Source organism: Delftia sp. PX-1, from assembly GCF_055797465.1.
In genome coordinates this window covers 3,743,646-3,756,596 of record NZ_CP184763.1, presented here as the reverse complement: position 1 = coordinate 3,756,596, position 12,951 = coordinate 3,743,646, and the positions used below count along the sequence as shown (strand labels likewise).

Annotated in this window: 11 protein-coding genes; 6 read left to right on the top strand and 5 right to left on the bottom strand. The window is 62.5% G+C overall.

The genetic code is table 11. The features are described from left to right. Positions 1-140 precede the first annotated feature (140 nt). A complete protein-coding gene (locus tag ACN20X_RS17260; protein WP_212645791.1) occupies positions 141-686 on the top strand; it encodes a PepSY domain-containing protein in 546 nt (181 codons plus the stop codon). 110 nt (positions 687-796) lie between these two features. Here ACN20X_RS17260 and ACN20X_RS17255 read toward each other — a convergent pair whose 3' ends face one another. Then, complete coding sequence (locus tag ACN20X_RS17255) at positions 797-1,174, bottom strand: hypothetical protein (RefSeq protein WP_473209648.1); 378 nt, start codon at positions 1,172-1,174, stop codon at positions 797-799. Positions 1,175-1,331: 157 nt separating this feature from the next. Between ACN20X_RS17255 and ACN20X_RS17250 the strand changes: the two genes are divergently transcribed. Next, the gene (locus ACN20X_RS17250; RefSeq protein WP_203399410.1) at positions 1,332-1,577 is read left to right on the top strand and encodes a helix-turn-helix domain-containing protein; all 246 of its coding nucleotides are present in this window, start codon (positions 1,332-1,334) and stop codon (positions 1,575-1,577) included. Positions 1,578-1,779: 202 nt separating this feature from the next. Continuing rightward, positions 1,780-2,286 carry a hypothetical protein gene (locus ACN20X_RS17245; protein ID WP_155524726.1) on the top strand — a complete coding sequence of 169 codons (507 nt, stop codon included), beginning with the start codon at positions 1,780-1,782 and terminating at the stop codon, positions 2,284-2,286. A 333-nt stretch (positions 2,287-2,619) separates the two neighbouring features. Here ACN20X_RS17245 and ACN20X_RS17240 read toward each other — a convergent pair whose 3' ends face one another. Further along, the gene (locus tag ACN20X_RS17240; RefSeq protein ID WP_473209647.1) at positions 2,620-2,964 is read right to left on the bottom strand and encodes a hypothetical protein; all 345 of its coding nucleotides are present in this window, start codon (positions 2,962-2,964) and stop codon (positions 2,620-2,622) included. Positions 2,965-3,524: 560 nt separating this feature from the next. Here ACN20X_RS17240 and ACN20X_RS17235 point away from each other — a divergent pair. The 3 genes from ACN20X_RS17235 (at position 3,525) to ACN20X_RS17225 (ending at position 7,489) form a co-directional block, all read left to right on the top strand. Then, on the top strand, positions 3,525-5,414 hold the full coding sequence (locus ACN20X_RS17235; RefSeq protein ID WP_343740737.1) for a DUF1800 domain-containing protein: 1,890 nt from the start codon (positions 3,525-3,527) through the stop codon (positions 5,412-5,414). Positions 5,415-5,457: 43 nt separating this feature from the next. Continuing rightward, a complete protein-coding gene (locus tag ACN20X_RS17230; protein ID WP_126312249.1) occupies positions 5,458-6,906 on the top strand; it encodes a DUF1501 domain-containing protein in 1,449 nt (482 codons plus the stop codon). 136 nt (positions 6,907-7,042) lie between these two features. Next, positions 7,043-7,489 carry an SEL1-like repeat protein gene (locus tag ACN20X_RS17225; RefSeq protein WP_154834360.1) on the top strand — a complete coding sequence of 149 codons (447 nt, stop codon included), beginning with the start codon at positions 7,043-7,045 and terminating at the stop codon, positions 7,487-7,489. A 149-nt stretch (positions 7,490-7,638) separates the two neighbouring features. Here the strand turns inward: ACN20X_RS17225 and ACN20X_RS17220 are convergent, their stop codons facing one another. The 3 genes from ACN20X_RS17220 to ACN20X_RS17210 form a co-directional block, all read right to left on the bottom strand. Then, the gene (locus tag ACN20X_RS17220) at positions 7,639-9,402 is read right to left on the bottom strand and encodes a DEAD/DEAH box helicase (protein WP_473210820.1); all 1,764 of its coding nucleotides are present in this window, start codon (positions 9,400-9,402) and stop codon (positions 7,639-7,641) included. A gap of 517 nt (positions 9,403-9,919) precedes the next feature. Then, on the bottom strand, positions 9,920-11,500 hold the full coding sequence (locus ACN20X_RS17215) for an esterase-like activity of phytase family protein (RefSeq protein WP_473209646.1): 1,581 nt from the start codon (positions 11,498-11,500) through the stop codon (positions 9,920-9,922). A 123-nt stretch (positions 11,501-11,623) separates the two neighbouring features. After that, a complete protein-coding gene (locus ACN20X_RS17210) occupies positions 11,624-12,724 on the bottom strand; it encodes a porin (RefSeq protein ID WP_473210819.1) in 1,101 nt (366 codons plus the stop codon). Positions 12,725-12,951: the final 227 nt, after the last annotated feature.

Here is a 12,951-nt window from a genome sequence, read left to right as displayed (position 1 = left end):
GCAGAGGTTGTGCTGGATCAAACCGCAGCACGCCGGAGGGGGCAAAGGGCGCCCTCTCCGACAACCGCTCTCCGGGACGGTGGAGACAATGGCCCCGACCGTTGTCTTGCCCAACCCCATTCCTGGAAGGAGCCACACCCATGAAGCCTGCCCCGTTCGCACGCACCGCCGCCCTCTCCATCGCCCTGGCCCTGACCTGCGCCACCGTCGCCCTGCCCGCCGCAGCCAAATCGGTGGCCGAATGGCAGACCATCACCAGCCAGGCCAAGATCCCGCTGGAGCAGGCCATCACCCGCGCCACCCAGGCCGTGCCCGGCAAGGCCATCGAAGCCCAGCTGGACGACGGCGACGGCATGGGCCCGCGCTACGAAATCGAAGTCATCACCCCGGCCGGCGACAGCGTGGAAGTCTGGGTCAACGCCATCACCGGCCAGGCCGCCCAGCACAAGAACGACGGCGCCGCCAAGCGCAAGGACCGCCAGCGCCTGGAAAAGGCCAAGTCCACCATAGAGCAAGCCATCCAGGCTGCCACCCGCCACACCCCGGGCACGCCCGTCAGCGCGGAACTGGACTCCCACTGGGGCCAGACCAGCTACCAGGTAGAAGTGCTGCAGGCCAACGGCACGCTCATGGAAGTCAAGATCGACGCCGTGGGCGGCGAAGTCATCCGGGCCAAGAAGGACTGAGTCTCGACCCCAACCCGACAGCGCGCTTCAGCATGGGGCGCGCTTTTTTTTCGCCCATTTTTTGCGTCGTTCCCGCCATGCCCGCAGGCCATCCACGCCTGTTGCGCTCTTCAGGCCAACGCCACCGACACCCCCTCATCCGCAAACCGCTTCGCCGCCCTGAGCAGATAGCTCACGGCATAAAGAATGGGGTCGTCGGCCTCATCGCCATTGAGATGCTCCACCACCTCAATGGCATAGCCCAGGTTCACCGCCGTGTCGTGCAGCAGTCCCACCAGTTCCCTGTCTTCCGGCTCCAGCGACTGCGCCTCATCGGCCTTCACGTAGTAGATGCGCAGCAGATCGCGGCACACGCAATTGATGGCCGTGACCTTGTGGCGAGCGTGCAGGTCCAGCACATCCAGCGCGGCGCCCATGTGCAGGACGGCGTCTATGGCGAGGTCTTCGAGTTTGGGTGGGGGTGTGGTGGCCAAGACTTGCTGCTCCATCTGCGCTCCAGTCGAGAGTTGCTCAGCGCCCAAGATCAATGGGCAAATGCGACGCCCATCTGCTGGAAGCGCCATCGCTGCTTTACAAAACTCCAACTATAGGTGGAAGACTGTCTGCACGCAAACCCGGAAGCTTTGCTCACTTTAGTGAGCAGATATGACAGAACTTGATAAAGCCTTTGGAAGCCTGTTGCGTGAGCTACGCAATGAGCGTGCACTGTCCCAGGAAGCCCTTGCCGCGGAAGCCGGGCTGGCGCGCAACTACATCAGCCAGTTGGAGCTTGGTAGCAAATGTCCGAGCCTTCGGTCTGTTTTCAAGCTATGCAAGGTGTTGGGGGTTGCGCCGGGGGATGTGGTGGGTGAGGTTGGTAGACGAGTAGAAAGAAGTGAAAGCGGTATCTAGTGAAGGACTGTTGCCGGCCAGGAGCAGACACATGTTGAAATATCTTGCTGAATTGGAGTTGAGCATCGAAGGTCGTGCCCAAATGCCTTTGGTTTAAAATCCAACGCCTGTAACCACAAAACCTGCTGTCTATTTTTTCCACCATTGCATGCATGGGGGCATTGTTTTCCGCAGTGATCAAAATTCCTATCGAGAGCCACTCATGAAAAAATTGCGAATCATTGCATTTTTCGTTATTACAACCATTACAGGCAGCTTAAGCGCAGCGGACAATGAGCAACAGCAACCTTGGGCGCAGATGCTTGAAGTTATGGGATATGCGGAAATCGCGAAAGCGAGTCTAGCCAGAGGGTGTCTTCCTGAAAATAATTTATCTAGGACAGCAGCCTACATTGCCCTCTGCCCCAAGTTGTCATTTATTTCGAACAAATTGATTAATGATGCTGCTCTGCCATTCGCGCGAAGGTATGTGTCTGGCTCCGAGGCACGGGACGTCATCGCTTACTATGCATCCCCTAGAACTCAACGCCTGAGAGATAAGATGAACCGTGAAATTCGAACAGGGAGAAATGACCAACTTTCACCAGCGGAATTGCAAGAAATAAAGAGGGTTGATAACGCCCCGTTTGCCCGTGCGCTCAGTGAATTTGCTGGAGACCCAGAATGTAACAGAGCGGTTGCCCGTGCAATACTGAGTTATGAACCATAATGTGCGGTTTCTCAAAACCATTCGAAGCGAAATTCCGCTTTGGGTCGACTTCCGACAGCTAGCAATGGGCAAAGTCCGGTGGTCATGGATCGCTCAGGCCCATATCACTCGCTCCATCCACCTCAACTTCCCAGAAAACGCCTCCAAAGCCGCGCGAAGTCCCGACATTGAACCTCCGACGAGCGAGGTGGTCCGTACCAGCCCTTGCCACAACCTAGGGCTTATCCAGTGGCACTGCGCCACAACGACAGCGCTGCTGAGCGGCATCAGCGCCTCTTGGAATCGTCCTTCGTTTGCGCGGTAGCCAATCATCTTGACGCATAGAATTTCACTCTAATTCTTGTGTGTGGCTGACGCTGCAATTGGCACCAGAACACGCCAACCCTTTTTGTCGTGCAATGTCGATCTGCAGACAACTTGAACTCTTTTTCCTAGAACTCCACTGTCTGAAGATGCCCAGTCCGATTCAAGTGGAACAGCGCACTGTTCGACTATTATTTTTGGATTGATTCGAACAGCAGTGAATTGCGTTCTCTTCTGCCTGCTTTCCCCAATCAAGAATTCATCTGCAGATCTCTTTACTTCTTTTAAATCTTGGATTGGTGGTGAATTTTTCTCACCAGCAGACGTGGTGCCAGAAATCATGATCCCCACCAACATAAAGAAGATTCTTGTCATTGTCTTTGCACAGTTGATTTACGGTGGTGTCAAATGTGAAGTGCAACATCTGAGATCCAGGTAACTTGCACGGATGACTTCACCCTACACGCACTAGCAACCTGAAGATTGCCTGACCTTGGCATCCCGGAAGTGGCTGAGCCTGCGTGCAGCGTTCAGGAGCCTTGCCATGCGAACACCAGGCGACAGATACCGCTCGGCAACGCTGCTCCGTGCAGACGCACCGCACTCAGGTGTACGGCCCCAAGACGTCAAGCAGCATTCTTCAGCCTGAAGCAGGAGAAAGCCCTATGACAATCCGCCCGCATGGTTGCACCCGCACAACGCTGCGCATCCCTCAGAACACCGGCAGGCGAGCGGCCCACATCGGGCTTTGCCCAGGCTCCACAGCGTCAACCCTGCATACAGCCCCCTGACGCCCCTGCGCCGTATAACGTCTTGACACGCTTTTGGGCTGCAAGGTGGCTGCGCACCTCCGAAATCCTTGGAACACTCTGCGCCACGCGCCGAAGAGCGAGGCAGTTCGTTGCCACGCCCCGGCCTCTGCCTGAAAGCCCACAATGCACCCCACACCACAGGCTGCAGCCTCCACGCTGCAGCCGCCCGACCGCGCGCCCGCGGATTCCTTGCCTGCCTGCGCAGAGCCCGGCCACCTCGGCCACGAACCGAAGAGCTCCCTGATCCCTCCCGCCCTGGCCTCCTCCCTTGCGGCCGCGCTGCTGGTGGCCTGCGGGGGCGGTGGGGGCGATTCAGCCCCCGGCACCGGCACTGGCGGCACGGGCGCCGGCCCTGGTGGCGGAACCGGTACGGGCACCACGGCCACCCCCGCCAGCGATGAAGAAGCCGCGCGTTTCCTGCTGCAGGCGCAGTTCTCGGCCACCGACGAGGAGATCGCAGCGCTGCGCGCCAAGGGCTACGGCCCCTGGCTGGCCGAGCAGTTCGCGCTGCCCGTGGACACCACGGGCACGGCCTGGCTGATGCAGCGCGGCTACGGCGTGGCAGAGGCCGGCACGCGCTACGACAACGTCTCGTATCCCTCCGACTTCATGCTCTGGAGCCAGCTTTTCACGGAGCGCGACGCCGTGCGCAAGCGTGTGGCATTGGCGCTGTCGGAGATCATGGTGGTCTCCACCACGGGGCTGGAGCAGCCCTGGAGCATCTTCCTGGCTTCCGGCTACTGGGATCTGCTGAACCAGCATGCCTTCGGCAACTTCCGCACGCTGCTGGAGGCCGTTACGCTCAGCCCGGCCATGGGCATCTACCTGAGCACGCGCGGCAACCAGAAGGAAGACGCCCGCAGCGGCCGCCAGCCCGACGAGAACTACGCCCGCGAGGTGATGCAGCTGTTCACCATCGGCCTCTACCGCCTCAACCCCGACGGCACCGAGCAGCGCGACGGCAACGGCAACCGCATCGACACCTATTCGGCAGCCGATGTGAGCAACCTGGCGCGCGTCTTCACCGGCTACGACTACGACACCAGCAAGAACCAGCCCACCAACCTGAGCGGCAGCACGGTGACGGGGCTGCAGCAGGCGCTGCTGCCCATGGCCTTCAACGCCGCGCGCCATTCCACGCTGGCCGCCACTTTCCTGGGCACCACCGTGGCTGCGGGCACGTCAGGGCCAGCGGCGCTGAAGGCAGCGCTGGACACGCTGTTCAACCACCCCAACGTGGGGCCCTTCATCGGGCGCCAGCTGATCCAGCGCCTGGTCACCAGCAACCCCAGCCCCGCCTATGTGGGGCGCGTGGCCGCCGCCTTCGCCGACAACGGCAGCGGCACGCGTGGCGACCTGCGCGCCGTGATTGCCACCGTGCTGCTGGACCCGGAGGCGCGCGGCGCGGCAGGGCTTGCCAGCCCCCAGTACGGCCGCCTGCGCGAGCCCATGGTGCGCTTCGTGCAGTGGGGCCGCACCTTCGGGCTGCGGTCGGCACGCGGCACCTGGAAGATCGACAACCTGAGCGACCCGGCCACCCGCCTGGGCCAGAGCCCGATGCGCTCGGGCTCGGTGTTCAACTTCTTCCGCCCGGGCTACGTGCCGCCCTCCACGCCCCTGGCCACGACGGGCCAGGTGGCGCCGGAGTTCCAGATCGTCACCGAGACCAGCGTGAGCGGCTACCTGAACTTCATGCAGAACGTGATCCGCTTCGGCTACTACGTGAACGCGCCAGACCTGCCCCAGGGCGGCAGCAGCGCAGCCAACGGCTTCGACATCACCTGCAGCTACGCCAACCTGCTGCCCCTGGTGGCCGACGCCGCCGCGCTGGTGCGCAAGGTGGCGCTGCTGCTGTCGGCAGGGCAGGTATCGGCCGCCACGCAGGCGCGCATCGTGGCAGCGCTCAATGCCACGCCGGTGACGGCCACCAGCAACACCGCCACCCAGCTCAACCGCGTGGCAGCCGCCGTGCTGCTGGTGATGGCCAGCCCCGAATATCTGGTGCAGAAGTGACCGAACAAGTGACCGAACGGCTGCAAAGCAAAGCGACATCTCCATGAATTTCATCGACCCCGCCCGCCACACGCGCCGCGCATTCCTGCGCCGCAGCACGCAACTGGCCGCCGCCGGTACCGCCCTGCCCTTCGCCCTGAATCTTGCCGCGCTGGGCGAGGCCGCCGCCTTCGAGGCAAGCGACTACAAGGCGCTGGTCTGCGTCTTCCTCTATGGCGGCTGCGACTACGCCAACACCGTCGTGCCCTACGACAGCACCCGCTACGGGCAGTACTCCGCCATCCGCGGCGGCAACAGCGATGGCACGGCCGGTGGCATTGCCCTGGCCCGCGCCGCGCTGGGCAATACGCTGCTGCAGCCCCGCACGGCGCTGGCCGGTGGCATGCAGTACGCGCTGCACCCATCCATGACGGGCCTGGCCGGCCTCTTCAACGCGGGCCGCGCTGCGGTGCAACTGAACGTCGGCCCGCTGCTGGTGCCGCTCACGCGGGCCCAATATGCCACCGGCGACCGGCGCAGCTACCCGCTGCCGCCCAAGCTTTTCTCGCACAACGACCAGCAGTCGGTGTGGCAGTCGCAGGGCGCAGAAGGCTCCACCCTGGGCTGGGGCGGCAACCTGGGCGACCTGGCGCTGTCGTCCAACGCCACGTCGCTCTTCACCTGTATCTCGGCCACGGGCAACGCCGTGTTTCTCTCGGGCGACCAGGCGCTGCAGTACCAGATCAGCCCGGGCGGCGCCGTGCCCATCAACGCCGTCAAGGGCACCAGCGTCTATGGATCGACCGCCGTGCGCGGCCTGTTGAGCGAGCTGGTGCAGACGGCCGGCAGCCACGCGATGGAGGCCGAGTACGCCCGCGTCACGCAGCGCTCCATCAGTGCCGAGGGGCAGATCTCTTCAGCCCTCTCCAGCGCCAGCCTGTCCACCGCCTTCCCTGCCAACAACCCGCTGGCCGACCAGCTCAAGGTGGTGGCCCGGCTCATCGCCGGACGCAACGCGCTGGGCACGCGCCGGCAGGTGTTCTTCGTCTCGCTGGGCGGGTTCGACCTGCACGACAACCTGATCGCCAACCAGCCGCAGCTGCTCGACAAGGTGAGCAGCGCCATGACGGCCTTCTACAACGCCACGGCCGAACTCGGCGTGGCCGACAAGGTCACGGCCTTCACCGCGTCGGACTTCGGCCGCACGCTGACGTCCAACGGCGACGGCTCGGACCATGGCTGGGGCGGCCACCACTTCGTGGTGGGCGGCGCGGTGCGTGGCGCGTCCTTCTATGGCGCGCCGCCGCCCATCAGCGTGGGAAACGGCAGCGGCAGCGAGGACCAGTGGCATGTCGGCCAGGGGCGCCTGTTGCCCAGCACTGCCGTGGACCAGTACGCCGCCACCCTGGCGCGCTGGTTCGGCGTGGCGAATACCGAGCTGGCGGGGGTGCTGCCGCACATCGGCAACTTCGGCGGCTCGGCGTATCCCATCGATCTGGGGTTCATGGGCTGAAGCCGTGCGCGCCGGGCCTGCACGGCCGATTCGAGTCAGCCTCTGGGTGGCCCTGAGGGCGCCTTTGACAATTCCGAATTTTCAGGGACCGGGATTGCGAAGACGATGGGGCCACTCAGTTCAAGTGGAGACAAAAATGCGATTCGAATTCCGCCCAATTGCCACACCAATTGCCACGCTGGCCCGGCATGCACGGCACGGCTTGTTCATCGCAGCGGCCCTGTCCGGCGCGCTGGCGCAGGCGGCACCGCTGCCGTTGGACATGGCCACGACTTCCGAGCAGCGGTTTCAACTGGCCCTGGAGGCGCAGACTGCGGGTGACTACGCCTCCATGCTCGCGTTGCTGCGCCAGGCGGCCCGGGATGGCGAGCCACAAGCCCAGGAAACACTGGCATGGATTCTTCTGGCAGGCCCAACCCTGTATGGCACCGCGGTGAAAGCGGATCGCTGCGAAGCAGTGCACTGGCTGCGGCAAGCCGTGGCAAAAGGAAATCAAACGGCCAAAAGCCAGTTGGATTTCCTGAACCGCCTGCGCAATGCGCCGAGTGGCAAGATGGCGTGCACATTCGAGTGGGAAGGGTGATAGGCACAACATCCTTTTCGGATCGCAGCGCCATCCTCAAGAATGCGCTGCGGGTGCAACGCTACTGGGACCACGCCTGGAGCCCTGACCACCGCACCACGGACTTGTGCCCGTCCTCGCCCTGCCCTCAACCCGCATTCACCCCGCCCTCACCCAGCATTCACCAGCGCCTTCGCAAACGCCCCTTCACCCGCCACAGTCAATACCAGTTTTTGTGTCGCCCGCGTCGCAGCCACATAGAACAGTTTGGCCTCGTCCGCCGCATCTTCGCCTTCGCGCGGCATCTGCCCCACTCCTGCAACGGCCACGACTGGGAACTCCAATCCCTTGCTGGCGTGCATTGTCATCACTTTGATGGTGTTGGCCAGTGGATCGAAGTCACCTGACCGATGACGCACGCGATGCGGAAGTTTTCGGCGGCCAAGTGCCATGGCGCACTGGTTCATGGAGTCGTGATCGCGGCACAGGATGGCCATGTCACCCCAGGCGTGGCCTTCCTGATGCGCCGCAGCCAGCAGCTCGGCGATCTTGGCGGGCTCGTCCCGCAAGCTCGGCAGGCGCACGATCAGCGGCTCCTGCCCTTCGCGGCCGCAGCTGATGGGTTGCACCAGCGGAACACCGTCATCATCCTGGGCATTGGGTTGCAGGAACTCGGCGGCGACGCGGTTGGCAATTTGCAGAATCTGCCTGGTGTTGCGGTAGTTGATCTTGAGAATGGTCGTGCGCCCAGAGGCCTGGATTCCCACGCTCTTGAAGCTGAACCCACGCGCCTTGCTCTTGCCATAGATGTTCTGGGCGCTGTCGTACAGGATCAAAAGGCTGTTGGTCTCGGGGTCCACCATCTGGGTGACGAGCTTGAGCCATTCAGGCTGAAAGTCGTGCCCCTCGTCGACCATCACGGCCTGGTATTGCCCGGACGGAATCTGTTGCCGATCCACGCCGCGAATCACAAACTCCACCATCTGATCAAACATGCCTGGGCCCTGAGCGGGTAGCGTCTGGCCATAGGCCACCAACTGCTGGCGGCACCACTTGTGGAAGTTGCGGGCATGCACCCGGTCGGCCAGGCCCTTGGCCGCAAACCAGGCATTGAGCTTCACGGCCAAGGGCTCGTTGTAGCAGAGCACGAGGATGGGCTTGGTCGAAGCGGTCTTGGCCAGGTGTTCCGCACGATAGCCAAGAATCATGGTCTTGCCTGAGCCGGCAACTCCGTGGATCACGCGATGCCCATCGCCCAGGCTGCGCGCGAGTTGCTCCTGCTGCAAGTCCATGACGCGCATGATGTCCGGCAGCTCGTCCGCGTCTTCCGGCAGAAGGCTGCCTTGCACCGGAACACGCACCTGCGGGAACATGATCCACCGCGTGCGCTCGAGCTGCGGCACCGACATGGCTTTGCCGAAAGCGTGGGGGAACATGTTCCACAGGCGCTGCTGAAAAGCCTCCGCATCAACGGATTCCAGCATCTCATCCTTGCAGATGACCAGATGCGCATCAATCGTCTGGTCCAGTGCAGATTCTTCAAACTGCTTGCGCGTGATGTTGGTGAACACCACGCCGCTGCCCCAGGGAAATGCCAGCTTTCCCTGATGAGGGCCTTCGCCGTGAATGAGTTGCTGATCCCGCTCCAGTGCATTGACCACTTGAATGGCGCAGTGTCGCGCCTGGGCTGCCGGATTGATGACGACCTTGGGTCTTCCATCCACGATGAGCGTCCAGGCCTGTTTGGTCGCCTCTTGAACCGTCTCGAGCCGCCAATCCTTGGTCTCAAGAATCAGAACGCCCCTGCGTGGATGAATGACGACAAAGTCAGGATGCGTCTGCTTGGGGCCGATGGGCACGTCATACCAAAGCATGTAGTCGTCTTCGAGCTTTTGCTCCAACCGCTCGGCCAGCCGTCGCTCGCCAGGCGTCATGCGCCCAACGCACGCCCCCATCGCAGGAATCAGTACCGCCACTTTCTTCTCCTCTACAGAGCGGCTGAGGATACCGCACGCACTATCTCTTCAGGAATTCGATGACTGGCCAATCCCAAGCCATCGAAAATCCGGAATTGAATTCTGAACGGCTCTCTGTTGAATTTCCTCGACTCACGCGGAAACCAGCATGGAATTTGAAGGCGCTTCTGAAATGACGAAGCAGAGGAGGATTTGATTGTGAAAGTGCTTGGCTCGGACGTATGCCTGCCATCTACGCACTCGAAGACTACCGCTTTGGGCAATGCCGGAACACTGCCGAAGGTAGAAAGGACCAGTCATTGCGGCAAGCCCACACTTGCGCCGCAACGGCGGCGCTGCTCCGTGCAGATGCCAGAGGGGGCGACATCAGCGTTGCGGCCCGTCTCAGCGCCTTCGCGCTGGACGAACCGCCCTGGATCGCCTTGGCCCCGTTGTCTTGCCTATGCCATACAGTCCCAATCCCAGTCGCAGTCGTTCAGGGAGCGCCGTATTCGCTCAGTTTCTTGCTGAACCTAAAGGTCCACAGTCGCTGCGTGCGATCGTTGACGTCATTGGTGGTAAAGCGCAGGCTCGCCGCGCCCTTGGCGCATTGGCCGTCGTTCACGATCTTGCCGTCGGCGTCCACCATGCATTTGGTGACGTTCGAGCCTTCGATTTCCTTGCCGCTGGCGTCCAGCACGGCCAGCGAAACACCGAAGTCGGTGTCGTTGGTCAGCGCCAGCGTGTAGTCATCGACCAGTGCCAGGCCTTCGGCCTTCTCGGCCACCCAGCCGGTGGCGTTCAGGTTGAAGAGCCGGGTCTTCTTGAGCGTCACGACCTTGGAATAGTCCGAGCCATTGACCGGCTTGCCAGTCAGGCTGCTCTTTTCCAGGTCGGAGCCCAGCGCGGTGATGTCGGTGGCGTTGGCCGGAAACTCGATCAGAACCAGGTCGTTGAAGACTTTCTTGTCCTTGCCCGTGCCTTGCTCGATGGCGATGAATTTCCCCTTGCCCAGTGAGACCACATCACCCAGCTTGGCATTGCCGGTCTTGCCTTGGTTGTACCAGCGACTGTCCACGGGCAAGGCAAACAGGCGGGTTTTCTCGGTGGTCGGGTCAAACTCCACCCAGCGCACAAAGCGAGCGTAGTCGCGCACGTTCTCCGATTTGCCAGGGGCGTCGGCAACGGCAGCGGTGGTGTAGTCGGCCTTGCCGTCGTCCAGGGGGCTTTGCAGGAAACCGTGCAGCTTGCCGCTGGCCGCATCGATGCTCAGCCCCTCCATGCCACGGTTGGCGCGGCGCTTGGCGAGAATGGCCGGCAGATCGGCCGCGCCGGTGCCGGGCCCGTATTTCTTCTGGATGATGCCGGTCGCCGGGTCGATCTTCACGATGAAGGGTCCGTATTCGTCGGACACCCACAGCGCATTGCGTGCGGCATCCACCACCACGGATTCCGTGTCCAGGCCGAATTCGCTGTAGCCCTTGGCCTTGCCGGGATAGGTGAAGGAGTCGTCCAGGACTTGCTCGCCCGTGTTGCCTGTGAGGCCCCGTGGCTGCACGCGGCCGTTGGCGTTCTGTGTGGCGCTGAATCTGAGCGGCAGGGTGGAGACGAGCCTGGCTCCGTCCTTTCCGAGGGCGATCACGCCGATGGACGGAGTGAAGTTGGGCGAAGGAAACACCGTGGAACTGGCAAAGCCCGCGGGATTGGAGCCGTCGGTGATCTGCGTGACCGGGCCGGTGGTCGCGTTCGGGCCGCGATCGGTGATGGCGTAGAACTCCAGCGTGCCGTCGGCACGCCTGCCCTTCAAGGCCAGGCCCGAACCGTAGGCTGGCAGAAAGCCCTTGGGGAAATCGGCCTTGGTGGCGGGGTGTTGGCCTTCGTAGGGGAAATAGAACCTGTCGTCGAACTGGACGTCCTGGCGCGTGACGATGGCGCGGATGCTGCCGACGCCGGTGGTCTGCGCCACCGTCTCGGAGCCGGCGGCCTGGAGCGGGCGGGTGTCGGCGCAGGCGCTCAGCAAGGCAGCCGCGGCGGCGATCACTGCCACCAGGCAGGAAGAAGAAGTGGGGGGTCGCATGGCGAGTAGATCTTGAGAAGAAGAGGCAAGCCTGACAGGTAGATAGGCAGATCGGCAGGCCCTGCGTGGCAAGGGCCTGCCCAAGCTTGAAGGCTTTGTCTATGGAAAAAGGCGCTGCGCCGCTCAGAACGAGTGGCTGATGCCCAGATCCACACCGGTCGAGCCGGCGTTGGCCACACCCGCAGGGCCGCCGATCAGGCCGACGCTGGCACCGTTCTTGTTGTTGACACGCGCCAGCCCTGCGTACAGAGAGGTGCGCTTGGAGAAGTCATAGACATATCCGATCGAATACTTGTCGGCCTTGCCGCCGCTGCGCGTGAGGGCAGAGGCGTTGCCGCTGAACTTGGCGCTGGCGTACTTGATGCGCAAGCTGCCTTGCCCCATGGGGATGGTCGCGCCCAGGTAGAAACCGTCCACCTTCCCGGAGGTTGCGCCGTTGACGGGCTCCCACTTCAGGCTGTTGTATCCGCCATTGAGCAGGAAACTGCCGAAGTTGTACGAGGCGCCCAGCACCAGGTCTTCCAGATCGCTGGTTGCAGCGATGGCGCTGGGCGAAGCCACGGCCGCGGTACCGTCGATCCGGCCGTAGCCGATACCCACGTTCAGCGGGCCAGAGCGATAGCCCAGGTTGCCGCCTATGTACCTGCGGGCCTTGCTTGCGCCAGAGCCGGAGGCGTTCTCGTCGCCAAAGGAAACCGAGAACTGGCCATAGATACCGCCCAGGTCGCTCGGCAGGAAGTAGCCCACGGCGTTGCTGATGCGCGTGCGGTCGACCACGCCGCTTTGGCTGGCGGCGTTATAGGCAGTCTGGCGGATCGTCTGGAACAGATTGGCCTGCACACCGGTAGTGGTGTCGGGGCCCGCGAAAGCGGTGAAGATGTTGTAGCTGGGGGTGTAGTCGCGACCCAGCCGGATTTCACCCCAGGAATTGTTGCTCAGCCCGATCGTGGAGCGGCGCTCGAAGCCAAGGGAGCCGCTGCTGCCGCCAGAGCCGACATCGGGGTTGAGGCCGCCTTCAAGCCAGAGCTGAGCTCGGTTGCCGCCGCCGAGGTCCTCCGTGCCGCGCAATCCAAGCAAGCTGGTCTTGCCTTGGCTGGAGTTCAGTGCATTGAGCCTGTTGCTGCCGGACTTGGCAATGGTGACACCGACGTCCACCACACCAAAAATGGTGACGGAAGATTGTGCCAAGGCCAGGCTGGAAGAAGAGGCGAAGAATGTGCCCATCGCGAGTCCCAGAATACGCGAGCACGTTTTTTGATTTTTCATTGGCGAGATACGAACCGAACTTATTAATGAGAATGACGGTAGCCTCCTGCCACCGCTGCGGGAACTCTAAGCAACACATAAGTATTCTTCGTGACAGCTGTGCTTTGTGACATGAAAGTCACAGCAGCGGCGGTGCCTGCGGCACGTTTCCTGCAGGGAAGCCCCATCGCCGCCACCCTTCAGCC

Coding starts and splice junctions, on each gene's coding strand:
- ACN20X_RS17260 (WP_212645791.1), top strand. CDS start 141: ATGAAGCCTGCCCCGTTCGCACGCACCGCCGCCCTCTCCATCGCCCTG.
- ACN20X_RS17255 (WP_473209648.1), bottom strand. CDS start 1,174: ATGGAGCAGCAAGTCTTGGCCACCACACCCCCACCCAAACTCGAAGAC.
- ACN20X_RS17250 (WP_203399410.1), top strand. CDS start 1,332: ATGACAGAACTTGATAAAGCCTTTGGAAGCCTGTTGCGTGAGCTACGC.
- ACN20X_RS17245 (WP_155524726.1), top strand. CDS start 1,780: ATGAAAAAATTGCGAATCATTGCATTTTTCGTTATTACAACCATTACA.
- ACN20X_RS17240 (WP_473209647.1), bottom strand. CDS start 2,964: ATGACAAGAATCTTCTTTATGTTGGTGGGGATCATGATTTCTGGCACC.
- ACN20X_RS17235 (WP_343740737.1), top strand. CDS start 3,525: ATGCACCCCACACCACAGGCTGCAGCCTCCACGCTGCAGCCGCCCGAC.
- ACN20X_RS17230 (WP_126312249.1), top strand. CDS start 5,458: ATGAATTTCATCGACCCCGCCCGCCACACGCGCCGCGCATTCCTGCGC.
- ACN20X_RS17225 (WP_154834360.1), top strand. CDS start 7,043: ATGCGATTCGAATTCCGCCCAATTGCCACACCAATTGCCACGCTGGCC.
- ACN20X_RS17220 (WP_473210820.1), bottom strand. CDS start 9,402: ATGACGCCTGGCGAGCGACGGCTGGCCGAGCGGTTGGAGCAAAAGCTC.
- ACN20X_RS17215 (WP_473209646.1), bottom strand. CDS start 11,500: ATGCGACCCCCCACTTCTTCTTCCTGCCTGGTGGCAGTGATCGCCGCC.
- ACN20X_RS17210 (WP_473210819.1), bottom strand. CDS start 12,724: ATGGGCACATTCTTCGCCTCTTCTTCCAGCCTGGCCTTGGCACAATCT.